Origin of the sequence: Amycolatopsis suaedae (assembly GCF_004214935.1) — a bacterium.
In the GTDB taxonomy this organism is placed as follows: Bacteria; Actinomycetota; Actinomycetes; order Mycobacteriales; family Pseudonocardiaceae; genus Amycolatopsis; species Amycolatopsis suaedae.
The window spans coordinates 19,442-43,957 of sequence record NZ_SFCC01000006.1; the positions used below are offsets into that span (position 1 = coordinate 19,442).

At 69.8% G+C, this 24,516-nt stretch carries 23 protein-coding genes; 6 read left to right on the plus strand and 17 right to left on the minus strand.

The genetic code is table 11. The features are described 5' to 3' along the window. Positions 1–33 precede the first annotated feature (33 nt). Together EWH70_RS12680 and EWH70_RS12685 are read left to right on the plus strand one after the other, a co-directional pair. Positions 34–1,329 carry a citrate synthase gene (locus tag EWH70_RS12680; protein ID WP_130475560.1) on the plus strand — a complete coding sequence of 432 codons (1,296 nt, stop codon included), beginning with the start codon at positions 34–36 and terminating at the stop codon, positions 1,327–1,329. Positions 1,330–1,357: 28 nt separating this feature from the next. Then, positions 1,358–2,731 (plus strand): cryptochrome/photolyase family protein, encoded by a 1,374-nt coding sequence (locus EWH70_RS12685; protein ID WP_240686957.1) that lies wholly within the window; start codon positions 1,358–1,360, stop codon positions 2,729–2,731. Here EWH70_RS12685 and EWH70_RS12690 read toward each other — a convergent pair. The 6 genes from EWH70_RS12690 to EWH70_RS12715 all read right to left on the minus strand — a co-directional run bounded on the left by EWH70_RS12690 (position 2,703) and on the right by EWH70_RS12715 (position 8,003). After that, complete coding sequence (locus tag EWH70_RS12690) at positions 2,703–3,914, minus strand: ABC transporter permease (RefSeq protein ID WP_130475561.1); 1,212 nt, start codon at positions 3,912–3,914, stop codon at positions 2,703–2,705. The genes EWH70_RS12685 and EWH70_RS12690 overlap by 29 nt on opposite strands. Continuing rightward, positions 3,911–4,825: an ABC transporter ATP-binding protein gene (locus EWH70_RS12695; protein WP_130475562.1), complete on the minus strand. Its 915-nt coding sequence runs from the start codon at positions 4,823–4,825 to the stop codon at positions 3,911–3,913. The genes EWH70_RS12690 and EWH70_RS12695 overlap by 4 nt, the downstream gene beginning before the upstream one ends. Then, a complete protein-coding gene (locus tag EWH70_RS12700) occupies positions 4,818–5,408 on the minus strand; it encodes a hypothetical protein (RefSeq protein ID WP_130475563.1) in 591 nt (196 codons plus the stop codon). Before EWH70_RS12700 ends, EWH70_RS12695 begins: the two co-directional genes overlap by 8 nt. After that, on the minus strand, positions 5,405–5,674 hold the full coding sequence (locus EWH70_RS12705; protein ID WP_130475564.1) for a helix-turn-helix transcriptional regulator: 270 nt from the start codon (positions 5,672–5,674) through the stop codon (positions 5,405–5,407). The genes EWH70_RS12700 and EWH70_RS12705 overlap by 4 nt, the downstream gene beginning before the upstream one ends. 143 nt (positions 5,675–5,817) lie before the next feature. After that, a complete protein-coding gene (locus EWH70_RS12710) occupies positions 5,818–7,365 on the minus strand; it encodes a glycerol-3-phosphate dehydrogenase/oxidase (RefSeq protein ID WP_130475565.1) in 1,548 nt (515 codons plus the stop codon). After that, the gene (locus EWH70_RS12715) at positions 7,362–8,003 is read right to left on the minus strand and encodes a TetR/AcrR family transcriptional regulator (RefSeq protein ID WP_130475566.1); all 642 of its coding nucleotides are present in this window, start codon (positions 8,001–8,003) and stop codon (positions 7,362–7,364) included. The genes EWH70_RS12710 and EWH70_RS12715 overlap by 4 nt, the downstream gene beginning before the upstream one ends. A 16-nt stretch (positions 8,004–8,019) precedes the next feature. On the opposite strand from EWH70_RS12715, the gene EWH70_RS12720 reads away from it, so the two are divergent. Next, the gene (locus EWH70_RS12720; protein ID WP_130475567.1) at positions 8,020–9,654 is read left to right on the plus strand and encodes an FAD-binding oxidoreductase; all 1,635 of its coding nucleotides are present in this window, start codon (positions 8,020–8,022) and stop codon (positions 9,652–9,654) included. Here EWH70_RS12720 and EWH70_RS12725 read toward each other — a convergent pair. The 5 genes from EWH70_RS12725 to EWH70_RS12745 form a co-directional block, all read right to left on the minus strand. Beyond that, positions 9,651–10,445 carry a DUF2382 domain-containing protein gene (locus tag EWH70_RS12725; RefSeq protein WP_130475568.1) on the minus strand — a complete coding sequence of 265 codons (795 nt, stop codon included), beginning with the start codon at positions 10,443–10,445 and terminating at the stop codon, positions 9,651–9,653. The two genes, EWH70_RS12720 and EWH70_RS12725, sit on opposite strands and share 4 nt — an antisense overlap. A gap of 155 nt (positions 10,446–10,600) precedes the next feature. Next, a complete protein-coding gene (locus EWH70_RS12730) occupies positions 10,601–11,854 on the minus strand; it encodes a peptidase C39 family protein (RefSeq protein WP_130475569.1) in 1,254 nt (417 codons plus the stop codon). A 109-nt stretch (positions 11,855–11,963) separates the two neighbouring features. Continuing rightward, positions 11,964–12,359, minus strand: a complete 396-nt coding sequence (locus EWH70_RS12735) for a PaaI family thioesterase (RefSeq protein ID WP_130475570.1) — start codon at positions 12,357–12,359, stop codon at positions 11,964–11,966. Between the two features lie 7 nt (positions 12,360–12,366). Continuing rightward, entirely contained in the window at positions 12,367–14,097 is a 1,731-nt protein-coding gene (locus tag EWH70_RS12740; RefSeq protein ID WP_130475571.1) for a TIGR03767 family metallophosphoesterase, read from the minus strand. A gap of 168 nt (positions 14,098–14,265) precedes the next feature. After that, positions 14,266–15,894, minus strand: a complete 1,629-nt coding sequence (locus EWH70_RS12745; RefSeq protein ID WP_130475572.1) for a long-chain fatty acid--CoA ligase — start codon at positions 15,892–15,894, stop codon at positions 14,266–14,268. Between the two features lie 319 nt (positions 15,895–16,213). Between EWH70_RS12745 and mihF the strand changes: the two genes are divergently transcribed. Both mihF and EWH70_RS12755 read left to right on the plus strand, forming a co-directional pair. Beyond that, positions 16,214–16,525: an integration host factor, actinobacterial type gene (mihF, locus tag EWH70_RS12750; protein WP_205669110.1), complete on the plus strand. Its 312-nt coding sequence runs from the start codon at positions 16,214–16,216 to the stop codon at positions 16,523–16,525. A 142-nt stretch (positions 16,526–16,667) separates the two neighbouring features. Continuing rightward, the gene (locus tag EWH70_RS12755) at positions 16,668–17,831 is read left to right on the plus strand and encodes an isochorismate synthase (RefSeq protein ID WP_240686958.1); all 1,164 of its coding nucleotides are present in this window, start codon (positions 16,668–16,670) and stop codon (positions 17,829–17,831) included. Here the strand turns inward: EWH70_RS12755 and EWH70_RS12760 are convergent. Next, entirely contained in the window at positions 17,828–18,508 is a 681-nt protein-coding gene (locus tag EWH70_RS12760; RefSeq protein ID WP_130475573.1) for a 4'-phosphopantetheinyl transferase family protein, read from the minus strand. The genes EWH70_RS12755 and EWH70_RS12760 overlap by 4 nt on opposite strands. Beyond that, on the minus strand, positions 18,505–19,854 hold the full coding sequence (locus EWH70_RS12765; RefSeq protein ID WP_130475574.1) for a cation:dicarboxylate symporter family transporter: 1,350 nt from the start codon (positions 19,852–19,854) through the stop codon (positions 18,505–18,507). Before EWH70_RS12765 ends, EWH70_RS12760 begins: the two co-directional genes overlap by 4 nt. A gap of 125 nt (positions 19,855–19,979) precedes the next feature. Between EWH70_RS12765 and EWH70_RS12770 the strand changes: the two genes are divergently transcribed. Then, the gene (locus EWH70_RS12770) at positions 19,980–21,149 is read left to right on the plus strand and encodes an acyl-CoA dehydrogenase family protein (RefSeq protein ID WP_130475575.1); all 1,170 of its coding nucleotides are present in this window, start codon (positions 19,980–19,982) and stop codon (positions 21,147–21,149) included. An 80-nt stretch (positions 21,150–21,229) separates the two neighbouring features. Here the strand turns inward: EWH70_RS12770 and EWH70_RS12775 are convergent, their stop codons facing one another. Genes EWH70_RS12775 through EWH70_RS12790 form a run of 4 tightly spaced genes read right to left on the minus strand, consistent with a single transcriptional unit; the run spans position 21,230 to position 24,506 of the window. Beyond that, positions 21,230–21,550: a hypothetical protein gene (locus EWH70_RS12775; protein WP_130475576.1), complete on the minus strand. Its 321-nt coding sequence runs from the start codon at positions 21,548–21,550 to the stop codon at positions 21,230–21,232. Between the two features lie 39 nt (positions 21,551–21,589). Next, positions 21,590–22,231 carry a TetR/AcrR family transcriptional regulator gene (locus EWH70_RS12780; RefSeq protein ID WP_130475577.1) on the minus strand — a complete coding sequence of 214 codons (642 nt, stop codon included), beginning with the start codon at positions 22,229–22,231 and terminating at the stop codon, positions 21,590–21,592. Further along, positions 22,219–23,763, minus strand: coding sequence for an AMP-binding protein (locus EWH70_RS12785; protein ID WP_130475578.1), 1,545 nt, complete (start codon positions 23,761–23,763; stop codon positions 22,219–22,221). Before EWH70_RS12785 ends, EWH70_RS12780 begins: the two co-directional genes overlap by 13 nt. Continuing rightward, positions 23,760–24,506 carry an enoyl-CoA hydratase/isomerase family protein gene (locus EWH70_RS12790; RefSeq protein ID WP_130475579.1) on the minus strand — a complete coding sequence of 249 codons (747 nt, stop codon included), beginning with the start codon at positions 24,504–24,506 and terminating at the stop codon, positions 23,760–23,762. Before EWH70_RS12790 ends, EWH70_RS12785 begins: the two co-directional genes overlap by 4 nt. Between the last annotated feature and the right edge of the window lie 10 nt (positions 24,507–24,516).

Genomic DNA, 24,516 nt, shown 5'->3' on the forward strand with positions numbered 1-24,516 from the left:
CCGCCGGCCCGTGTGATCGTGAGAGGCACTTGCATGTCCGACGCGACGACCGCGGCGCTGCGCCTGCCGGGTGGCGGCGAGCACGAGCTGAAGGTGGTCCAGGCTGTCGAGGGCGCCCCGGGTATCGAGCTCGGGAAGCTGCTGGCTTCGACCGGGTACATCACCTACGACCCGGGCTTCGTGAACACCGGGGCGGCGTCGTCGGCGATCACCTACATCGACGGTGACGCCGGAATCCTGCGTTACCGGGGTTACCCGATCGAGCAGCTCGCACAGCACTCCAACTTCATCGAGGTCTCCTACCTGCTGATCTACGGCGAGCTGCCGACGACCGAGCAGCTGGAGCAGTTCACCTCGAAGATCAACCGGCACACGCTGCTGCATGAGGACCTCAAGCGGTTCTTCGACGGCTTCCCGCGGGACGCGCACCCGATGCCGGTGCTGTCCAGCGCGGTGTCCGCACTGTCCACCTTCTACCAGGACTCGCTGAACCCGTTCGACGAACCCAACGTCGAGCTGTCCACGATCCGCCTGCTCGCCAAGGTGCCGACCCTGGCCGCCTACGCGTACAAGAAGTCCATCGGCCAGCCGTTCCTGTACCCGGACAACTCGCTGGGCCTGGTGGAGAACTTCCTGCGGCTGACCTTCGGCCTGCCCGCCGAGCCCTACGACGTCGACCCCGACGTCGCCAAGGCGCTGGACCTGCTGTTCATCCTGCACGCCGACCACGAGCAGAACTGCTCGACGTCGACCGTGCGGCTGGTCGGGTCCTCCGAGGCCAACCTGTTCGCCAGCATCTCGGCGGGCATCATGGCCCTGTTCGGTCCGCTGCACGGCGGCGCCAACAGCGCGGTGCTGGACATGCTCGAGGGCATCCAGGCCGACGGCGGCGACGTGGCGAGCTTCGTCAACCGGGTGAAGAACAAGGAAAAGGGCGTCCGGCTGATGGGCTTCGGGCACCGGGTCTACAAGAACTACGACCCGCGCGCGAAGATCATCAAGCAGACTGCGGACGAGATCCTCGGCAAGATCGGCGGCGGCGACCAGCTGCTCGACATCGCCAAGAAGCTCGAGGAGACCGCGCTGTCCGACGACTACTTCGTCGAGCGCAAGCTCTACCCGAACGTGGACTTCTACACCGGACTGATCTACCGGGCGCTCGGGTTCCCGACGCAGTACTTCACCGTGCTGTTCGCGCTCGGCCGGCTGCCCGGCTGGATCGCGCACTGGCGCGAGATGATCAACGACCCGGCGACCAAGATCGGCCGCCCGCGGCAGATCTACACCGGGGAGAAGGAGCGCGACTACAAGCCCGTTTCGGAGCGTTGATTTCCCGCACGGTGGGTAGCCTCGGGTCGTGACCGAGGCTCCCACCGTGCTCTGGTTTCGCAGGGATCTACGGCTGCGTGACCTGCCCGCCCTGCTGACCGCCGCGCGGCGATCACCTCGGGCGCTCGCGTTGTACGTGCTCGACGACACGCTGCTGCGGCCCGCTGGCAAGCCCAGGCTGGACTTTCTTCATGGCTGCCTGCGGACGTTGTCCGGGCAACTCGACGGCAGGCTGCTCGTGGTGCGCGGCGACCCGGTGCGGGAGGTGCCCCGGGTCGCCGAGGCGGTCGAGGCGTCGAGTGTCCACGTCAGCACCGACACCGGCCCGTACGGCAGGCGCCGCGACGGGGCCGTCGCCGCGGCGCTGGCAAAGCGCGGCGTCGAGTGGGTGGAGACCGGCTCGCCGTACGCCGTCACGCCGGGCCGGGTCCGTAAGGCCGACGGCGAGCCGTACCGGGTGTTCACCCCGTTCTACCGCGCCTGGCTGCGGCACGGCTGGCGCGGGCCCGCTGACAGCTCGGCGTCCACTGTGGAATGGATCGAGCCGCCGCTTCGCGGCGAGTCCGTTGCGGACGGCCCGGATCCGTTGTTCGAGCCGGGCGAAGCGGCCGCCATGCGGGTCTGGGAGCGGTTCCTCGACGAGCGGCTGGACGACTACGGCACCGACCGCGACCGGCCCGACCGGCCGGGTACGACGCTGCTGTCGCCGTACCTGCGGTGGGGTTGCGTGCACCCGCGCACGCTGCTCGCCGACCTGCCGGACGGTGCGGAGGCGCTGCGGTCGGAGCTGGCCTGGCGGGAGTTCCACGCCGACGTCCTGTGGCACCGCCCGGAAACCGCACGCCGCAACTACGACGAGCGGTTCGACCGGATGCGGCACGACAGCGGTCCCGGCGCGGACGAGGCGTTCCGGCAGTGGCGGGAGGGGCGTACCGGCTTCCCGATCGTCGACGCCGGGATGCGGCAGCTGCTGGCCGAGGGGTGGATGCACAACCGGGTCCGGATGATCGTGGCCAGCTTCCTGGTCAAGGACCTGCATCTGCCGTGGTGGTGGGGTGCCCGGCACTTCATGCGTCACCTCGTCGACGGTGACCTGGCCTCCAACCAGCTGAACTGGCAGTGGGTGGCCGGCTCGGGCACCGACGCGGCGCCGTACTTCCGCGTGTTCAACCCGACGACGCAGGGCCGCAAGTTCGATCCGGACGGCGACTACGTGCGCCGCTACGTCGCCGAGCTGCGTGCCGTGCCGGGCAGGGCGGTACACGAGCCGGTGAAGCTCGACGGCGGGTGCCCGGAGGGCTACCCGCCGCCGATGGTGGATCACGCCGAGGAGCGCCAGGAGGCGCTGGCCCGTTACGGCGCGGTGCAGGACACTAGCCGCGCAGCGCGTCGGAGAGCTTGACCCGGCTGCCGGTGCGCAGCACGGCGTTGCCGTAGATCTTCCCGCCCAGCCAGGTGAACAGCGCCACCGTGGCGAGGGTGAGAACCAGCGCGATGGCCACTTCCAGCGGGGCGGCGACACCGGCCGCCATCCGGCCGGGCATGAGCACCGGTGACAGCGGCGGGATCATCGACAGCACCAGCGAAGCCGTGCTGTCCGGCGCCTGCAGCAACACGTTCAGCCCCACCACGAACCCGATCACCAGCACCATCGTGACCGGCGTGAGCACCGACTGCGCGTCTTCCTGCCGCGACACCAGCGAGCCCGCACCGGCGAAGACCGTCGCGTAGAGGAAGAAGCCGAGCAGGTACCAGACGATGCCCCACAGCACCGTCGAGGTGGCCACGCCGGACAGCGTGAGCACCCCCGTCGACGTCGCCATCACCAACCCGGCGACGGCGAGGATCGCCAGCTGGATCAGGCCGACGAGCCCGAGCCCGATCACCTTGCCCAGCAGCAACTGCCACGGTCGCACGGTGGACAGCAGGATCTCGACGACCCGGCTCGCCTTCTCCTCGATGATGCCCTGCGCCACCAGCGTCCCGTAGGTCGTGATGCTCATGTAGAGCAGGAACACCATGACCAGGCCGATGACGAGACGCTGTCCGCGTTCCGGATCCGGTTGCTCGATCGTGGTGACCTTGAGCTGTGTCTCGTTGGCCAGACCGAGGACCCGCGTCGGATCCTCGCCGATCCTGGTCAACTCGGCGCTCAGTACCTCGTTACGCGCGATGGCGGTCAGCGCGGCCTCGATCCGCTGATCGAGCTGGTCCTTCACCAGGACCTGCAGATCGGACCGGTTGCCGGACAGGACGGCGTCGAGGTCGCCGTCGGCGACCTGCTTGCGGGCTTCGTCCGGGTTGGTGACCGGGGTCGTCTCGACGTTCTTGCCGAGTTGCGCGGCCTGCGTTTTGAGCGTCTCGGCGATTCCGGCTGTCTGGCCGGACAGACCGATCTTGCTCGTGTCCGCCTGACCGAACAGCGTTGTCTGGAGTACCAGATAGCCGGCGAGCACGGCGAGGATGACTGCCGTGCCGATGACGAACGACTTCGTCCGCAGGCGGGTGTTCAGCTCGCGCTGCGCGACCAGCCGGACCGCGGTGACCGCGCCGACCGAGTGCTCGGAGTTGCTCGGGGTGCTCATGCGGGAGTCTTCTCCTCGGCGACGGCGGTGCGGAAGAGTTCGGTCAGCGACGGCGTCCGCCTGCTGAACTCGGTCACCGGCCCGGTGGCCAGTGCCGCGGTGAGCACGGCCTGGTCGTCGGCGCCTGCGGCGAGTTCCACGACGGTCTCCGCGCCGCTGTCTGAGATCACAGACACCCCCGGCAGGCCGTCGGCCCAGCCGGGAGTCGCCCCTGGTGCGACGATCCGCAGCCGTACGGCGGCGTCGGCGGTCAGCTCACCGACCGACCCGGTGGCCACCATCCTTCCCGAGCGGATGATGCCCACCCGGTCACACAGCCGTTCCACCAGATCGAGCTGGTGGCTGGAGAACACCACCGGGACGCCGTTGGCGGCCTTCGCCTTCAGCACGTCGCTCATGACGTCGACGGCGAGCGGGTCGAGTCCGGAGAACGGTTCGTCGAGTACCAGCACGGCGGGGTCGTGGACCAGCGCGGCGGCCAGCTGGACGCGTTGCTGGTTGCCGAGGCTGAGCTTCTGCACCTCCTCGCCACTGCGTTCGGCGAGGCCGAGCCTGCTGATCCAGTTCCGCGCGCTGGCGTGTGCCTGGTTGGCGGACATGCCATGCAGCTGAGCCAGGTAGACCAACTGGTCCAGTACCTTCATCTTCGGGTACAGACCACGCTCTTCGGGCATGTAGCCGATCCGGGTACGAGTCTGGTGATCGACCGCTTCCCCGGCGAACCGGACCTCGCCCGCGTCGGCGGCGAGCACGCCGAGCACGATGCGCATGGTCGTCGTCTTGCCCGCGCCGTTGCTGCCGACGAAGCCGAACAGCTCCCCGGCCCGTACGTCGAAGCTCACCTCGTCGAGGGCGACCACGTCACCGTAGCGTTTGGACACTCGCTCGATCTCGAGCGTGTTGTCAGCCATTGGCTTCCTTCCCACTCTTCCCAGCCGCGTCCACGGTAGCCGAGAGCTCTTCGATGTCTTCGGGGTCGTCGTCGGGCAGTGTCCAGCCCAGGATCATTCCCGGGACGCTGGTGGCCAGCAGCGCCAGTGCCATGAGCATCAGCCCGCCACGGTAGGCGGCCTCCGCGGACTTGGCGATCAGCATGATGTAGCCGAACGCCACGATCATCAGCGCCACCGCGACCTGGTAGCCGATGTGATTGACCCGGTACCGCCACAGCCGTTCGCGTTCGTCGAGCACGCCGAGATACTGGGCGGTCATCCGGCCGGCGAGGATGCGCAGGACATGCTGTCCGGCCAGGATCACCGCCAGCCCGGTGAACCACAGGCACGCGAACGTCACCCAGACCGCGGTGTCGTCCTCGGTGACGATCGCCGCGGCCGTGATCATGATCAGGTTGCCGAGTGCCACCACGCCGACCACCCGGCGGCGATGGTGTCTGGTCCGCCAGCCGAGCAGTTTCGTCGCGTTCCTGCGCTCGTGTTCCAGCACGGCCTCGCGGTGCTTCTCCAGTGCCTGCTCCCAGCTTCGCCTGGACTTCATCGTTCCCCCTTCGGATAGACCTGGGTGGACAGCGGGGTGAACGGCGCACGGCTGAACACCGCCTCCACCGGGAGCCCGAACACGTCGCAGATGCGCATCGCCAGGTCGAGGCTGGGGTAGTGATCGCCTCGCTCCAGCGCGCCGATGGTCTGCGGGTTGACCTCGACGGCCTCCGCCAGCTGGACCCGGCTCATCCCGCGTTCCGCCCGGAGCACCGGCAGCCGGTTGTAGATCGGCAGCTCTTTGCCACGTCTTACCGGACTCATGCAACGCAGTGTTGTAAAAACCCAATGATCCGTCAAGTTGGTGGTGGCTGATGCCATGAAGGGGGCCTTCACAGCATCAGACGCCGTGAGGGCCCCCTTCACGGCATCGACACCACCACACCAGCCCCACGTGCTCGGCGGGCTCAGGCGAGACCGGCGAGGGTGCGCTCCACCAGGTCGGCCGCCCGCTCGCGGGCGGCGTCGGCCTCGGCCGGGACCAGACCGAGCCGGGTGCGCCGGTGCAGGACGTCGTCGACGTCCAGCGCACCCTCTTGTCTGACCGCCCAGACAACCTCGGCGCCGGTGATGTCGCAGCCGGGGTACAGCGGTTCGGCCAGTGCCGGATCCAGGTCCCCGATCGCGCGGACGCTCGCGGCTTCGGTGCCGTAGGTGGCCACCAGCCGGCGTGGGGCCTCGACCGTGGTCAGCGCCGACCGGGACGCCGCGCCGAGCAGCGGCAGGTTCCGGGTCGGCGACGGGCCCGCCCGCAGACCCGCCGTGGCGATCGCCTTGTCGACCGCCTCCGCGGCCATCTTCCGGTACGTGGTGAGCTTTCCGCCGATGACCGTCACCACACCGTCCGGCGAGGTCAGCACGGCGTGCTCCCGCGAGCGGTCGGCGGACAGCGTCTCGTCGCCCGGCTCACCGATCAGCGGCCGCAGTCCGGCGAACCTGCCGATCACGTCGTCGCGGCTCAGGTCCCGGCGCAGTGCCGAGGACGCCACCTCCAGCAGGAAGTCCACATCGGACTCAGGAACGTCCGGTACGTCGGGAATCGCGCCGCTGACCGGTTCGTCGGTCAGCCCGAGGTAGACCCGGCCGTTGGGCTGGGGCAGCAGCAGGACGAACCGGTTGGTCGCGCCCGGAACCGGCACCATGACCGCGCTGACACCCAGCCCGGTCGCCGACAGCGGCAGCACCAGGTGCGACCCGCGGGACGGCGTCAGCCGGGCCGACGGAACCAGCTCGCCCGCCCACACCCCGGTGGCGTTGACCACCTGGCGTGCGTTGATCCGCAGGGCATGCCCGGTCAGCCGGTCCTTGACCCACACGCCGTCGGCGGCCACCTCGGTCGCCGGCAGTGCGGTGAACACCCGCGCGCCGAGCGACGCGGCGGTCCTGGCCAGTGCCAGCACGAGGCGGGCGTCGTCGGTGAGAGCGCCGTCGAACGACAGCAGCGCGCCACGCAGACCGGTCCCGTGCAGTCCCGGCGCCAGCGCCATTGCCTCGGCGCGGGGGATTCGCCTGGGGCCGGGCAGCACCCGGCTGGGGGTGCGGGCGGCCCGGCGCAGCAGGTCGCCCGCGTGCAGCCCGGTCGCGATCACTGCCTGCTGGGCCCGAGATGTGGTGTCGTGCATGGGAAAGACCTGCGGGATGGTGCGGGTCAGGTGCGGCGCGGTCGACGTCATCAGGATGCCGCGCTCGACCGCGCTCTCGTAGGCCAGCGCGAACTGGCCCTTGGCGAGGTAACGCAGGCCGCCGTGCACGAGCTTGCTCGACCAGCGGGAGGTGCCGAACGCGAGGTCGTGTGCCTCGACGAGCGCGACCGAGAGGCCGCGCGCGGCCGCGTCGAGCGCGATCCCGGCACCGGTGACGCCGCCACCCACGACGGCGATGTCGACCGCTTCGCCGCCGGCCAGCCGGTCCAGTTCGGACGAACGGCGCCTCGCGTTGAGCGCGCCCGCCCTCATGGGCGCAGGGCCGCGTCCAGCAGGTGACTGAACTCGGCGAGCAGGGCGTCCTCGTCGACGTCGGCGGTGGCCGGGCGCAGCGAGAGCACGAACGACTGCACGACCAGCAGCACGGACCGCACCTGCGCGGGCCCGTCGCCCTGCCGGATCGAACCGTCCTCATGGCCTGCCGCCAGCAGGGCCGCGATGACCTGCTCGGCGAGCCGCTGGGTACCGCCGAGGCGTTCGACGATGTAGGGCAGCAGCAACTCGGCGTCGACGTCGAGCACGGTACGCATCAGCGGATCGTTCGCCAGTGCCTTGACCGACTCGACGGAGCAGCGCACCAGCCGCGCCCGGCCCGTCGCCTCGCTCGCGGCCAGCAGGTTCGCCTTCTGCAGCAGCGCGCCGAACTCCCGGGTCATCAGGGCGGCGAGGATGCTGCGCACGTCGGGGAAACGCCGGTACAGCGTCATCCGGCTGACGCTGGCCGTCCTGGCGATCTCGGCGAGTGTGGTGCGACGCACACCGGCGGCGAGTACGCACGTGCGTGCGGCGTCGAGCAGCACATCGTCGGAAACCCGGGTCGGAGCATGTCGTCGCTCCGGGGCGGGTTCGGTGGCGGGCAAGCCGACAACCGTGTGACGTTCCGTAGGCATGTGTAACACTGTACCCGTGACGATCATCGCTGACCACCATGTCCGGGGCTCGTGGACCGAGCAGGCCGGTGCGGCCGTCCAGCTCCCGCCGAAAGCCCTCGCCTGGCTCAACGAGCGGGTCGGTGAAACGGTTCCCTCCGCGCCGATCCGGTCCGACGCCGAGGTGCCCGGGTCGCTGCTCACCGAGGCCGCGGCGGTGGAGCTGGCCGGCGTGGTCGGCGAGCGGTACGTGCTGCGCGCGCCTGCTGACCGGCTGGCCCGCACCGGTGGTCTGTCCTACCTGGACCTGCTGAGCCGCAGGCTGCCGGGGGAGCTGCCGGCGCCGGACGCCGTCGTCCTGCCTGCCGACCCGGACGAGGTGCAGGCGGTGCTGGAGGTGTGCGTGCGGCACGACGTCGGCGTGGTGCCGTTCGGTGGCGGCACGTCGGTCGTCGGCGGGGTGCGGGCGCTGCGTGGCGGCAAGCCCGCGGTGATCGTGCTGGACCTGGCCAGGCTGGACCGGCTGGTCAGCGTGGACCCGGAGTCCCGGATCGCCGTGCTGCAGGCCGGTGTCCGCGCGCCGCACGCGGAGGAACTGCTCGCCGAGCACGGCTTCACGCTCGGTCACGTGCCGCAGTCGTTCGAACGCGCGACGATCGGCGGATTCGCCGCCACCCGCTCGGCAGGACAGGCTTCGTCGGGCTACGGCCGGTTCGAGGACATGGTCGCCGGTGTGCGGCTGGCCACCCCCGCGGGCCCGTGGCGGCTGGGGGTGGCACCGGCGTCGGCGGCGGGCCCGGACCTGCGGCAGCTCGCCGTGGGCAGCGAGGGCACGCTCGGCGTGATCACCGAGGTCGCGCTGCGGGTACGGCCCCGGCCGGTCGTCGAGCGGTACCACGGTTATGTGCTGGACGGCTGGGAACGTGCCCAGGACGTGGTGCGTGAGCTGGCGCAGAACCGCATCCTCGCCGACGTCACGCGGCTGTCCGACGAGGACGAGACCGACGGGTCACTGCGGCTGTCCGGTGGCTGGAAGGCCGCCGTGGTGCGGCGGTACCTGCGCCGCAGGGGCGTCGCACGGCCGTGCCTGCTCGTGCTCGGCTGGCACGGCGGTTCGCCGAGGGAGATCGCGCTGCGCAGGGTGGCGGTGCTGCGGGTGCTGCGCCGGGCGCGTGCGGTGAGCCTCGGCAGGGCGGCGGGGGAGTCCTGGCGGCACGGCCGGTTCGCCGGGCCGCGTCAGCGCGACGCGTTGCTGGACCACGGGATCTGCGTCGAGACCCTGGAGACCGCGACCACCTGGTCGCGGCTGGGCGAGCTGCGGGCCGCCGTGCGGTCGGCGCTGGCCGGTGCGCTCGGCGACCCGCTGGTGCTCTGTCACATCTCGCACGCCTACGAGACCGGGGCGTCGCTGTACTTCACCGTGCTGACCGCCCGCGACGCCACCGACCCGGTCGGCCAGTGGCAGCGGGCGAAGGAGGCGGCCTGCGCGGCCATCTCATCGGGCAGCGACCGTCCACTCGGGACGATCTCGCACCACCACGCTGTCGGCACGGACCACGCGCCCTACCTCGCGGCGGAGATCGGGGAGCTGGGCATGCGCGTGCTCGCCGGGGCGAAGGACGCGGTGGACCCCACCGGCATTCTCAACCCCGGCAAGTTGATCACACGTTAGCGGTTGCGCTTGGTGTCGTCGTCGACATCGATCTGCTCCTTGCGGATCTCGCCGGAGACGGTTTGCTCCTCGGTCACCCGCTCGGTGCCCATGCGGACCCGCTCGACCGCGACGGTCTCCTTGTCCACCACCGGTTTCTCGGCGTGCAGCACGACGTCGTGCTCCTCCTCGCCGATGGTGGCGGCGGTGGAACGGTCACCATCGCGGATCGGCTCACGCTCGATGCGCACCTCCTCGTGCGACACCGGAACGGTGACCTGCTGCTCCTCGGTGACGACGTACTTGCGCAGCCGCACCCGGCCGCTCTCGGTCTCCTCGGTGCCGACCTTCAGCCGTTCCTCGGACCGCACCATCTCCTGCTGGTCGTCCATCGCGGCAGCGTGGTCGGTGCGCTCGTGCCTGCCGGCGGTGCCGGCCATGCCGGCCTGAGCCTGGTCCGCACGGCCGGTGGTGTCCATCGGCCTGCGGCCGCCGCCCTGGACGGGAATGCCGTAGTACTCGTAGAGCCGCATGCATTCCTGCTGGGAGAGATGGCCGTCGGCGTCGAAGTGCGGCGAGTCGGCGACCTTCTCCTTGTCGACCCGGACGTGCAGGCCCTCGTCGTCGAGGTCGGCGCCGCGCAGCGGGACGAAGCTCTCCTTCTGACCGAACAGGCCGGTCTTGACCGTCACCCACTCGGGCTGGCGGGTGTCGTCGGACAGGTACACCGTGCCGACCTTCCCGATCTTGCTGCCGTGGTTGTCGACGACGGGCGACTCGACGAGATCCTGCGGACGCATCGTGCGGGTCATGGCTACCGCTTCCTTTCTGGCGTTGCGGGGTGTGCTGGTGCGTCGACTTCCCGGCATCGACTCACACGGAAACCCGTACAACGAAGGAAGGACACGGAAGAGTGAAGCGTGTGGACGGCTAGCGCTTCACCGTCCACACGTGACACGAACCATGGTCACGGACTGATGATGTAGGCGATCCCGCCGGGACCGCTCGCCACGTTACCGCTCGCGGTGTGCCGCTTCGTCCGCTGCCAGATCTTCTCGAACTGGGCACGCTTGTACACGTTGCGTACGCGGTCGTTGCTGTTGGCCGCCGGGTCGTTGGCGATGACATCCCCCTCGGGGGTGAATCCGATGACGACCAGGATGTGGCCCGCCGTGCCGTATCCCGCGCCGTCGAGTTCGCTGGCGAGGAACGACTGCGAGGTGATCACCGGGATGCCCCTGGCGATGTAGCCCTCCAGTTCGGTCAGCGAGTGCAGCCTGGTGATGTGCCCCTTCAGGCCGAACCGGCTGGCGTAGGCGGTGTTGAACGGCCAGTTGCCGGTGCCCTCGTAGGAGTAGTCGTAGGTGTACCTGGCGGCGTAGGCGACGGTCGGGTCGACGTAGCCGTCTGGGATCCAAGACATGTCCTGCTCGCTTGGCTTCTTGCCCCAGTACTCCAGCACCATCTGCGTAGAGGTCGGGCTGCACCAGTTCTCGCCACCGCCGCCGTACTCCGGGAACTTGCCCTTGTGCAGGTTCTGCGCGTGGGGCGGCACCGGCAACTCGATTCCGGCGGCGGGGCCGGGCCGGGTGTGTTCCACCTCGAAGCGGTCCGGCACGTTGGAGGCCATCACTCCGACCATCCCGACCGTCGGTGTCGCCCGGCTGCCGCGCTCGCGGTAGAGCCCGACCCGGACCTGGTAGGAGTCGAGCGTGACCCCTGTCTTGGTGACCAGAGTGTCGACGCTGACCGAGGCGTGCGCGTCACTCTGACCGTCCACAGTGGTCCGCCGGATGTCGCCGTCGCCGTGAGCCCACTGGCCCAGCACGTACCACGCCGTCTGCTGGCCCGATGTCGTCCTGGCCGACACCTCGACCTGCAGCCAGGTGTCCTCCGGCGTGGCCGCGTTCCAGGACGCGATCAGCTCGGTGGCCGGGAAGCCGTGGCGGTAGACCGGGGACGTCCAGCGGGCGTACTCGTAGGTGCGGGTGGTCCCCAGCGCGGGCTCGGTTCGCTCGACCGTGCCGATCGGGCGGATCAGCCGTAGCCCGTCTCTGCCCGGGACGACACCCTCAGCCTTGCCCGTGGCGAACTCCCGCACGGTCGACCACTGCCGGTAGTCGACGTCCTCGTCGTGACCGGGTTCGGCCGCACCGGCGGGTACGGCCATGGTGAAGGCGGTGGCGACGGCCACCGCGGTGGTGAAAAGGCGTCCACGCATGCGGGCTCCAACCCTCGACGGTGCCGGCGGGTGCAGGGTGCCGACCGTCAGGGATTTTCACCTCTCGGACAACTGGTGTAAACCTCTCTCCGGTGTAACCGTCAGGTTGTTACCGGACCGCCTGGGTCTGCGTTGTCTTGGCGACCAGACGGCCGTCGTCGTCGTGCATCTCGGTTTCCACGACGATCACCGTGCGGCCGGCATGCAGCGGACGCGACGACGCCGTGACGTGCCCGGACCGCACGGCCCGCAGGAAGTTGCTCTTCGACTCCACGGTCGTCGTCCCGCCGGCGCCCTCGGGCAGGTTGAGGAACGCGCAGATCGCCCCGGTGGTGTCGGCGAGCGCCATCAGGACACCGCCGTGGAACCCTCCGCCGAGGGTGCACAGCGACTCGTCCCATGCCACGCGGCCGCGGACCAGCTCGGCGGTGTTGTCGAGGAACTCGATGCCGAGCCGCTCGGCGAACGGGATGGTCTGGTGGTACAGGGCGGTCGCGTCGGTCATGCGCCCACTATGCCAGCGGATTGACCAGCAGCAGTTCCGTGTTGCGGTCGGCGGCGGCACCCTGGGCGCCGGGGTCGGCGTGGATGTCGTTGTAGGAAAGCTCCCGGTACAGCGAGGCCAGGCCCGCCCGGGAGGCGTCCTCGTATCCCGCCGCGTACGGCGCATCGGCCTCGATCAGGGTGGTGAACAACGACAGCGTGCCGTCGCCGTTGTCGGCGATCTCGATGATCCTGGCATGTTGCGGGAAGTCGATGTGGCTCGCCGTGTTGATCTCCCAGAACGCCTGCGCCGGGGTCGGGCCGGCGTGCGGGGTGATCTCGTTGCGGTGGCTGTGGCCGTTGACCCAGGCCAGCACGTTGGGGAACCGCTTGAGCAGGCCGACGAACGTGTCGCCGTTCAGCCGCGGGTCCAGTGGGTGGCGCAGGTCGGGCAGGATGTTGCCCATCGTCTTGCTGGTGTGATGGCTGAACAGCACGAACAGCTCGTCGGTGACCTGCTGGGTGACCCGGTTGCCCCAGAAGTCGTAGTAGGCCGAGCTGTTGCGCCGCAGGGTGCGCTCGACCCACTGGAACTGCCGCAGTCCGATCGATCCGTCGGCGAATCCGCCCAGCGTGGTGGTGTCCAGGCTGATCCCGGTGATGCCGGGCGCGAGCCGGAAGGTGTAGTAGACGTCGCGGCCGTCGGCGTTGTCGTTGGTGAAGCCGTGCCCCTCCGGGCCGGGACCGGTGTTGGCCGGATCGAGGTGCGCGCGGACGAACTCGCCCGTGGTGAACGGCTTGCGCCGCGGGTCCGGCGTCACCTCACGGATCGTTCCCTTGCCGCCGAACAACTCGGCCACCGGGACCGCGGCACCGGGCTTGTTCAGCGCCGCGGCCAGGCGGGCGCTCGTCGACTCGTCCTTGCCGATCACCTTGTAGCGCCCGGTGTACCAGTGCTCGATGCCGGGGAGGCCTGCGGGCAGCGTGCCGACCGGCGTGTCGTCGTGGTTGCCGAACGTGCAGTACCAGGGGATGTCCAGGCCCGGCGAGGTGAACGGGGCGATCGACGACGCGAGCATGCCGGGCAGCTGCGGGAAGCCCTTGGTGGTGTACGGGTCGTTGAGCCGGTGTCTGGGATTCCAGAAATGGGCCGACCCGGAGTCCTGGACCCCCTCGTAGGTGTCTGGGTTCCCAGACGTGGGGACGACGCGGCCGCCGTTGAGCACGTCGAGGAACCAGTCCAGCTCGATCCGCTCGTGGTTGTCGGTGTTGTCACCGGTGGTCATCATCAGGTCGAACGGACGGCCGGTGAACGGCCCGCCGGGCAGGTTGTTGACGCGGTCGACCAGCGCGGTGGTCGCCACCGGGCCCAGCGTCTCCTGCGGCCGGTGTGCCGAGCCGACGAACGGGTGCAGGTACTCGAACCGGGCCGGGCTCTCGGCGTCGGTCACGTGCAGGTCGGTGAACTGCACGAAGCTGGCCCGGGCGGTGCGCCGGTCGTCGCGGCCGTCCTTGCCCGCCGCCAGCTCGGTGCGAACCACCAGCGGCCAGCCGGGGCCCGCGGTCAGCCGGGTGTAGGCGGGGCCCGCGGTGACCGGTGCGGCAGCCGTTTCGAGCGTGGTCCCCGCCGGGGTGACCACCCTGCGGGTGGTGTGCCGCAGAGCCCTGTCGACGGCGGTAGCCGTCGGCGTGCTCAGCAGCAGCCCCGCGCCGGCGACGCCAGCCGCTCCCACGAACGTCCGTCTGGTGAACCCGCTCATCGCCGCTCCCGTCTCGTGACCAGCACGCACGATCGCGGACGACGTTAGCCGGGACGGAAACGCTGGGAAGCCAAACGTGAAAATTTGTCAGATTCGCCTACGACGTTCGTAGCACGTGAAGGCCACCTTCACCACGTCTCACGTAATGAAGGTGGCCTTCACGAGCTTTCAGAGCTGGCTGATGTCCAGCTTGCCCTCGGAGTGGAAGGCCCGCAGGCGCTTCTTGTCGAACTTGCCGACGCTGGTCTTGGGCACCTCGTCGACGAACGTCCAGTTCTCCGGCAGCTGCCACTTCGCCACCTTGCCCGCGAGGAAGTCCCGCAGCTCCTCCGGCGTCGCGCTCTCCCCCTCGCGGAGGACCACCGCGACCAGCGGCCGCTCGTCCCACTTCTCGTCCGGCACGCCGATCACCGCGGCCTCGGCCACCGCCGGGTGGCCCATGACGGCGTTCTCCAGATCCACCGAGGAGATCCACTCGCCGCCGGACTTGATGACGTCCTTGGCCCGGTCGGTCAGCGTGAGGAACCCGTCCGGCGTGATCTTCCCGACGTCGCCGGTGCGCAGCCAGCCGTCATGGAACTTCTCGGGGTCCACATCGGACCCACCGTGGTACGAAGCCGCGATCCACGGCCCCTGCACCTCGAGTTCGCCGACGCTTTCGCCGTCCCACGGCAGTTCCTCGCCGGAGTCACCGATCAGCCGGGCCCGCACCGACGCCGGGAACCGGCCCTGCGTGTAGCGGTACTTCCAGCGCTCCTCCCCGGTCGCGTGGGCGGGCGGGCGCGCGACGCTGCCCAGCGGCGACGTCTCCGTCATCCCCCAGGCGTGCAGGATCGGCACGTCGTAGCGCTCCTCGAACGCGTGCATCAGCGACGGCGGCGCCGCCGAACCGCCGACGACCACCTCCCGCAGGTGCGAGATGTCCTGGGGGCTGGCGTCCAGCTGCTGCAGCAGGCCCTGCCAGATCGTCGGGACGGCGGCGGCGAACGTCGGCTTCTCGGCGGCGAGCAGCCGGGTCAGCGGTTCCGGCTGCAGGAAACGGTCCGGCATCAGCAGCGAGGCGCCCACCATCATGGCGGCGTAGGGCAGGCCCCACGACATGGCGTGGAACATCGGGACGATGGCGAGCGCCTTGTCCGACTGGGCCAGCCGCATGGAGTCGCTCATGCACACCTGCATGGAGTGCAGCCAGATCGACCGGTGCGAGTAGGCGACGCCCTTCGGGTCGCCCGTCGTGCCCGATGTGTAGCACATCGCGGCGGCCGCGCGTTCGTCCACATCGGGCCAGTCGAAGGTGTCTGGCTGACCAGACAGCAGCTCGCTGTACGAGTGGACCTCGACACCATCGGGTGCCTCCAGAGTGGACGCGTCACCGTTCGCGACGATCACGTGGCGCACCGTCTCCATGCGGGGGAGCTGCTTGGCCAGCAGCGGCACCAGCGTGCCGTCCACGATGATCACGTGGTCTTCCGCGTGGTTGGCGACGAACACCAGCTGGTCCGGGAACAGCCGGATGTTGAGCGTGTGCAGCACGGCACCCATCGCCGGGATGGCGACGTACGCGGCGAGGTGCTCCGCGTTGTTCCACATGAAGGTGCCGACCCGCTGGTCGCCGGTGACCCCGAGGCCGCGCAGGGCGTTCGCCAGCCGTGCGGCGTGCCCGCCCAGCTCGCCGTAGCGCTCCCGGCGTGATTCGGAACCGGTCCAGGTGATCACTTCACTGTCCGCGTGGACCGTGCTGCCGTGCCGCAGCAGATTTCCCAAAGACAGCTGCCCGTCCTGCATCGTGCTCAACATCGAGAACTCCCGATCCGTGTCCGCTCCGGTGGACCAATTGAGCCGACTGTAATGCCGACACACCCGATCGGGCATTGCCGAACCGGCGGACTTTCGATCACAACTTCACTGTTTGTGCTGGCTGACGGGTTCGCCTGCCGGGTTGCTCCTTTCGCCGTCGAGGGGTAGTAAGTGCGTGTCGGTTGCACGAAGTCGGACCGCGTGGCGTTTACTGGGGCTGTGGTAAGGACGGCCTGGCCAGCGCTTGCTCCCGCAAGCGATGCCGAAAATGCGGCCGTCGCCGCGACAGCGGTCAGCTGAGAAGGAAAGGAACACTACGTTGGCTCTGCCTACGTTGACTCCGGAGCAGCGCGCCGAGGCGCTGGCCAAGGCCGCCGAGGCGCGCAAGGCCCGCTCCGAGTTGCTCGCGTCGATCAAGTCCGGCCAGCAGAGCATCGACAAGGTGCTCAAGAAGGCCAAGGAGGACAAGACCATCGGCAAGACCAAGGTGACCCAGCTGCTGAAGGCGGTCCCCGGTCTCGGTGCCGTCAAGGTGGCCGCGCTGCTGGAGCAGGCCGGCATTCCGGCCGAGCGCCGTGCCGCCGGCCTCGGCGAGCGGCAGCTCGAGGCGCTCATCAACGCACTCAAGTAGACATCGGCGCAGGTCAGGCCTGATGCGCGGGACGCATCGGGCCTGACCCGCCACGTGTGTTCCGCCACCAACTGCCGCCCTCGTGCGAGCCTTCCGGGCAGACTGGAAGGCACAGCGGAGACCCCGCACGAGGGAGTTGGCAGTGACGGTCACCCACGCACCGGTGGACAGGCCGGTCCAGCTTGTCGACGAGTACGCCACCGGTGATTTCTTCCTGGCATCCGCCGGGCACACCATTCTCGGGTCCGGGGTGGCCCAGGAGGTGGTCGATCCCGACCCGGCCCGGCTGTCCGCCCGGCTGCGGGACCTGCTGGACGCCTCGTCGGCGCCGGTCGCGGTGGGCATCCTGCCCTTCGACACCACGCCCGCGGGCACCGTGCCGAGCCGGATGGTGCTGCCGGCCGTGCTGCACCGTGCGGGCCCGGCGCATCCGCAGGCGGCCGCGCTGACCAGGGCCGCGCTGCCCAGCCCGCTCGCCGTGCGCCCGGTCCCGGAGCCGCGACGGCACGTCGAGACGGTCGCCGAGGGCATCCGCCTGCTGGCCGAACATCGCCTGCACAAGATCGTTCTGGCCAGGGCGCTCGACCTGGAGTTCGCCGAGCCGCCCGCGCCGGGCGCTGTGCTGCGTAACCTCGTCAAGGATCACCCGCGTGGTTACACCTTCGCGGCCGGGCTACCCGGCGGGGCCACTTTCCTCGGCGCGACGCCGGAACTGCTGCTTTCCCGTACCGGCAGGAACGTCTCGTTCCGCCCGCATGCCGGCTCCGCCCCGCGGTCGGACGACCCGTTGCGGGACAAGGAGAACGGCCGCGCGCTTTTCGCGTCCACAAAGGACCGCGTGGAGCACGCCGTGGTGATCGAGTCCATGGTGGAGTGTCTGCGACCGTTCTGCAGGCGCCTGTCGGTACCCGGGGAACCTGAGGTGGTGAGCACCCCGACCATCTGGCACCTCGCCACCCGGATCACCGGGGAGCTGGCCGATCCCGAGGTGACCGCACTCGACGTCGCGGCCGCACTGCACCCGACCCCGGCCGTCTGCGGCAGTCCGACCGACGCCGCGCGCAGGCTGGTCACCGGCCTGGAGCCGTTCGACCGGGACTTCTACGCCGGTGCGGTCGGCTGGGTCGACGCGAACGGCGACGGCGAGTGGGCCGTCGCCATCCGCTGTGCCGAGCTGGCCGGCAACCGCATGCGGCTCTACGCCGGGGGCGGCATCGTCGCCGACTCCGACCCCGAGGCCGAACTCGCCGAGACCTCGGTCAAGTTCCGCACGCTGCTGCGGGCCATGGGCGTCGCCGACGTCTAGGGCGTCCACCACTTCTCGGTGACCGTCAGGTCGACGGTGGTGAGCGCGGCCAGCGCGGCCCGGTAGCCGTCGCCCGGATCGAGGTCGGCCATCCGCGTGCCCTCCGGCGACAGCGCGGCGTCCGCCGACGCGAGCAGCCGCGCCGGTTCGGTGTGCGGGGACAGGGTGATGCTCTGCAGCGGGATCTTCAGCCCGCGTCCGGTCGCCTTCATCACGGCTTCCTTGCGGGTCCAGTAGACGAAGAACGCGCGCACCAGTTCGTCACCGGCCAGGCCGGTCAGCGTGGCCCGTTCGGAGTCGTTCAACGCGTAGTCCACCAACGAGTCCACGTTGCGGTTGGCCTTCTCGACGTCCAGCCCCAGCGGAACACCGCGGTCGACGGCCAGGCCGATCCGGTCGCCGGAGTGCGAGATGGACAGCGTCAGGTCCGTCCCGGGTACCCGCGGCGGGCCGTGCGGCTTGCCGCAGTCCACACAGGACGCGTCGAACCGCACGGAACCCGGTGTGGTGCCGAGGATCTCGGCCACCACGGACTTCGCCAGCACCCGCCCGGTGAGGAAGCGCCGCTTGTCGGCGTCCTGCCGGTAGCCGCCGAACCGGCCCGTCTCGTCCTCGTCGAGCAGGGCGAGGAACTCGCCGGTCGCCGGCAGCGGTTCCGCCCACCAGACCGTCGTCATGTGGTCGCCTTCCGCTCGGGGCCCGAGTGGTCGTCGTCCAGCATGGTCTGTTCGTCGAACGGGTCCTGCCCGGACAGCACCCGCTTGACCTGGTCGCGGTCGATCTCGTTGGTCCAGGTGCCGACCAGCACGGTGGCCACGGCGTTGCCCGCGAAGTTGGTGAGCGCCCGCGCCTCGGACATGAACCGGTCGATGCCCACGATGAACCCGACGCCGTCGACGAGCTCCGGCCGGTGCGAGGACAGCCCGCCGGCGAGCGTGGCGAGCCCGGCACCGGTGACGCCGGCCGCGCCCTTCGACGCGATGATCATGAACGCCAGCAGCGCCAGCTGTTCGCCGAAGGACAGCGGGGCGTTGAGTGCCTCGGCGATGAACAGGGTCGCCATGGTCAGATAGATCGCGGTGCCGTCGAGGTTGAACGAGTAGCCGGTGGGCACGGTGATGCCGACGACCGGCTTGCTGACGCCGAGGTGTTCCATCTTGGCGATCAGCCGCGGCAGTGCCGACTCCGACGACGACGTCGACAGGATCAGCAGGAACTCCCTGCCGAGGTAACGCAGCAGCGAGAACAGGTTCATCTTGGCGATCAGGCGGGTCAGCAGCGCCAGGATGACGAACACGAACAGGGCGCAGGTCAGGTAGAAGCCGACCATGATGATGGCCAGGCTGCGCAGCGCACTCCAGCCGGTCTCGCCGACCACCGCCGCGATGGCGCCGAACGCGCCGACCGGCGCGGCCCACATGATCATCGCCAGGATGCGGAACACCAGGCGCTGGATGTGCTCGATGCCACGCCGGATGGGCTCACCCTTGCTGCCCAGCTTCTGCAGGGCGAAGCCGGCCAGCAACGCCACGAGCAGCGTCTGCAGGACCTCGCCCTCGGTGAACGCCGAGACCAGCGTGGTCGGGATGATGCCGACCAGGAACTCGGTGGTGGTCTCGCTCTCCTTGACCTGGTTCTGCCCGGACTTGGCGATCGCCTCGGTGAGGTTCAGGCCGTCGCCGGGGTGCAGGATGTTGCCCACGACCAGGCCGATGACCAGCGCGACGGTCGACATCACCAGGAAGTAGCCGATCGCCAGCCCGCCGACCTTGCCGACCTTCGCGGCCTTGGCCACCGAGCCGACGCCCAGCGCGATCGTGCAGAAGATGATCGGCGAGATCATCATCTTGATCAGGTTGACGAACGCCGTGCCGATCCACTTCAGGTCCTTGGCGAACTCCGGTGCCACGAAGCCGACGACGATTCCGGCCAGTACCGCCAGGATGACCGCGATGTAGAGGTAGTGCGTACGGTCGCGGCGCCTGGCCGGTTGCCCGGTCGTGCTCGCTTCTTCGGATGCCATCGACGCTCCCCTGTGTGTGCCCGAGTGATCGCTCTCGCGGGAAACCTACGACAACAGGGATCACCCGTACACCCAGATGTTAAAGTGGGGCTAAGCAAGCGCTTAGTAACCTGAGGAGCGTCGGCATGGACTTCAGCCTGAGTGTGGAAGAACGCGAGGTACGTGACTGGGTCCGCACGTTCGTCCAGCGGGAGCTGATCCCGCTGGAGCAGGAGGTGCTTCGCCGGGAACGTGCAGGTCAGCCGGGTCTGACCGGTGAGGAGCTGACCAAGCTGCAGCTCAAGGCGAAGGAGTCCGGGTTCTGGGGCGTGCAGACCCCGGAGGAGTACGGCGGGATGGACCTGTCCGCCGTGATGGCCGCGCTACTGGAGGCCGAGCTCGGCCGCACGTTCGTGCCGTTCCGGTTCGGTGGCGCCGCCGACAACATCCTGTTCCACGCCAACGATGAGCAGAAACAGCGTTACCTGCTGCCGACGATCTCCGGTGAGCGCAAGTCCTGCTTCGCCATCACCGAGCCCGGCGCCGGGTCCGACGCCAAGGCCATCCGCACGACGGCCCGCCGCGACGGCTCGGACTGGGTGATCAACGGAGAGAAGACGTTCATCACCGGCGGTAACGAGGCGGACTTCACGATGGTGTTCGCCGTCACCGACCCGGAGAAGGGCGCCAACGGCGGTGTCACCTGCTTCCTGGTGGACAGGGACATGGGCTGGCGCTCGGAGTACATCGACACGATGGGCGAGTGGGGACCGGCCGCGCTCGTCTTCGAGGACGTCCGGGTGCCGTCGTCGCAGATCCTCGGCGAGGAGGGTCAGGGCTTCGCGCTGGCCATGCAGTGGATCGGCCGGGGCCGCTACCTGCTGCCCGCCCGGGCCATCGGTTCCTGTGAACGGCTGCTCAGCATGGCCATCGAGCACGCCAACACCCGCGAGACGTTCGGGGCGCCGATCGCCGAGCGGCAGGCCATCCAGTGGATGATCGCCGACTCCGGCGTCGAACTGGACGCACTACGCCTGCTGGTGCTGCACGCGGCCTGGCAGGTGGACCAGGGCATGGACTCCCGGCACGCGCAGTCGGTGGCCAAGCTCTACGGCGGTGTGAAGGCCAACGAGATCGTCGACCGGGTCCTGCAGATCCACGGCGGGATGGGCTACACGCGGGAGTTGCCGGTCGAGCGGTGGTACCGCGAGCTGCGGCTGCTGCGCATCTACGAGGGCACCGACGAGATCCAGCGCCGCACGATCGCCCGCAACCTGCTCAAGGGCCACGTGAAGGTCACCGGCATGTTGGGCTGAGCCGGGCCGCAAAGCGCATGAAGGCCACCTTCATCACGTCTCACGTGGTGAAGGTGGCCTTCATGCGTCTGGGACGGGAGTTACGTCTGGTTGCGCAGGGCGATGGGCACCCCTGCCAGGTCCTCCTCGTTGCACAGCAGCTTCAGGTCGTAGTATGGCGAGCCTTCCCGCTCGTCGTAGTCCAGATGGACGGCGAGCACGTCCAGCGGTTCACCCAGCCATTCCTGGGCCTGCCGTAGCCACGCGGCGCAGCGCTCCATCGCCGCGGGCAGGTCGTCATCACGGAACTCGACGGGTCGATAGGGCACGTCCTGGACCCGGTCGCGGGGGCTCGCGGGGGTCGGGAGGCCGGGGGCCAGGCCGGCATCGTCGAGTTCGAGTTGGATCGTCTGCTCACTCACAACACCGAGCGTCCCTCAGCATGGCTCGCGGGGCAAGCGTTACCTACGCCGATTCCACGTCTTCGAGACCAGGTCGCGACAGTATTCGAACGACGGAAGTGCCTGTTCGGGGCCTCCGACCAGTCGCATTGCCATTTGTGCATAGTTCGTGGCCAGCTCGTCGAGGCCCAGCGGGCCGCGTGGGGAGTACCACCTGGCCACGCCGTTGCACATCTCCAGCAGGGCCAGCCGCGCCAGCGACGGCTCCGGCGAGGTGAATTCACCCGCTCGGATGCCGTCGGCGATGGCGTCGGCCCACAACCGCTCGTAGTCGTCGCGTAACCGGACGACCTCGCGGCGTGCCGACGCCGACAGCGCCCGCACCTCGTGGTCGACCACCCGGGTCTCGTTCGGTTGCGCCGCATGGGTCAGTACGTGCAGGACCACCAGGCGGCCCAGCCGTTCCACCGGCGAGTCCACACCGGACACCGCGGTGGTGGCGGTGGTCAGCAGCCGGTCCAGCGACTCGCGCATCAGCTCGGCCAGCAGCTCCTCCTTGGTACCCATGTAGTGGTACAGGCTGGCCGACGACAGGCCGGCCGCCTGCGCGAGGTCGCGGATGCCGGTGCCGTGGAAGCCCTTGGCGGCGAACAGCTTGATCGCCGCCCGGCGGACCCGCTGCTCGGTGGTCAGGCCAGCCATGTCCCCGCCGTCCGGTCGAAGGACCCGGCACGCGGGTCGGCGACCTTGCGCAGCTCACCCTTCGCCACCCGTTCCGACGGGGTGAGCGGCAGCGAGCCGGGGAACGCCCAGAAGCGCGGCACCTTGAAGTAGGCGAGCTTGGTCGCGCAGAACTCGGCCAGCCCCTCCGGGTCCGGCTCGTGCCCCTCGGCGAGCACGACGTAGGCCTTGACCTCCTCACCCCGCAGTTCGTCGGGCACGGCGACGACCGCGGCCAGCCGGACGGCCGGGTGCAGCAGCAGTGCGCGTTCCACCTCGTCGGCCGAGACGTTCTCGCCACTGCGCCGGATCATGTCCTTGGTCCTGCCGACGTAGAACACTCTGCCTTCGGGGTCCTGCCTGGCCAGGTCGCCGGTGCGGAACCAGCCGCCGCGGAACGCCCGCGCGGTCGCCTCGGGATCGTCGTGGTAGCCGTGCATCAGCCCGACGCCGCGGATGAGCAGCTCCCCGGTGGTCCCTCGCGGGACCGGCCTGCCCTCGTCGTCGGCGATCATCACCTCGCGGTCCCGCGTGGGACGGCCGATGCACCCGGTGCCGACGAACCCGTCGTGGTCCACTGTGGACACCCGGATGTCCCCTCCGGTCTCGGTCATGCCGAACGCCTCGAACCACGGCACGCCCCACCGTTTCTCCAGTGCCGCGTGCAGGTCGTGCGGGATGGCCGACGCGCTGATCGCCCGCACCCGGTGCCGGGTGTCGTCCGCCGACTCGGGCTGCCGCAGCAACAGGGTCGGCATCAGGCCGAGGCAGTAGAACCAGGTGACCCCGTGCTCGCGGACCTTGTCCCAGAACGTGGTGGGGTGGAACCGGTCCAGTACCACCAGGGTCGCGCCGGAGGCAAGACCCAGCGCGACGTTCCACTGTGGATCGATGTAGTGGAACGGCTGCGCGGTGAGCATGATGTCGTCGCTGCCGACGGCGGGGTGGTCGGTCGCCAGGCTGCGCGCCAGCGTCGTCCAGTACCGGTGCGGGAGCACGCAGCCCTTCGGGGCGCCGGTGGTTCCTGAGGTGTACTGGATGTTGACCGGGCGTTCCCCGGTCGCCGGGGACGGTGGCAGCTCGCCGGTGAGTCCGGCCAGCTCGCCGGGGGTGAGTACCCGCTCGACGGCCGTGTCCGGTGCGATCCGTTCCAGCAGGCCGGTGAACTCCTCGGCCGCCACGGCGAACCGGGCACCGGAATGGCCGAGCACGTGGGCGCCGTCCAGCTCCCGGTAGCCGGTGTTGACCGGGACCAGTACCCCGCCGACCTTGGCCAGTGCGAGCCAGAGCAGCGGGAACTCCGGCTGGTTGCGCAGCATGACCGCGACCCGGTCGCCCGGTCGCACGCCCAGCGCGGCCAGTGCTGCGGCGAGTTCGTCGCTGCGCCGGTGCACCTCGGCGAACGTCAGCCGCACCCCGAGCGCGTCGAACACCCAGGCGTCACGATCGGGCCATTCGCGCGCGGACCTGGTCACGAGCGTGACCAGGTCGTCGACCTCGGTCAGCGGGGTCACTTCCGGCTCCGGAACGCCTCGGCCGAGGCGGCGACCTCGGCGGTGTGCTCGGTGAGCAGGGCGTGGCTCACCTCCAGCTCCAGCGTCGACGCGACGGCGCCGTCGATGCCGGAGTCGATGGCCCGTTTGGCCAGCGTGACCGCCTGAGCGGGCCGTTCGGCGATGCGGGCGGCGAGCTCGGTGGCCCGCTCGACCAGCTCGTCGCCGCCGACCAGCCGGTTGATCAGGCCCATGCCCTTGGCGACGGGCGCGGTGATCCGCTCACCCAGCAGGATCAGCTCCCTCGCTTTCAGCGGCCCGACGATCAGCGGCAGCAGCCGCGACGCCGCGCCGGTCACCGACAGGCCCAGCCCGACCTCGGGAAACGCGAACACCGCGTCGTCGGAGGCCAGGATGAGGTCGCAGCCGAGGGCGAACTCCGCACCGGCGCCGATGGCGTACCCGTGCACCGCCGCGACCACCGGCTGCGGCAGGGCGCGCAGCCGCCGGGTGACCTCCTGCAGCCGTTCGATGCGCTCCCGCGAGTCACCGGGCGGGATGACCTCCTTCAGGTCGTGGCCGGCGCAGAACGCGCGTCCCCGGCCGGCCAGCACCGCCGCGCCCGCGCCGCTCGACGCGACCGCGTCCAGTGCCGCCAGCAGGTCGGTCACCAGCTCGTCGCTCACCGCGTTGAGCCGGTCCGGGCGGTTCAGCCAGATGGTCGCGACGCCTTGATCCACGGTCACTTCGACGGTGTCGGTCATGTCCGGCAGC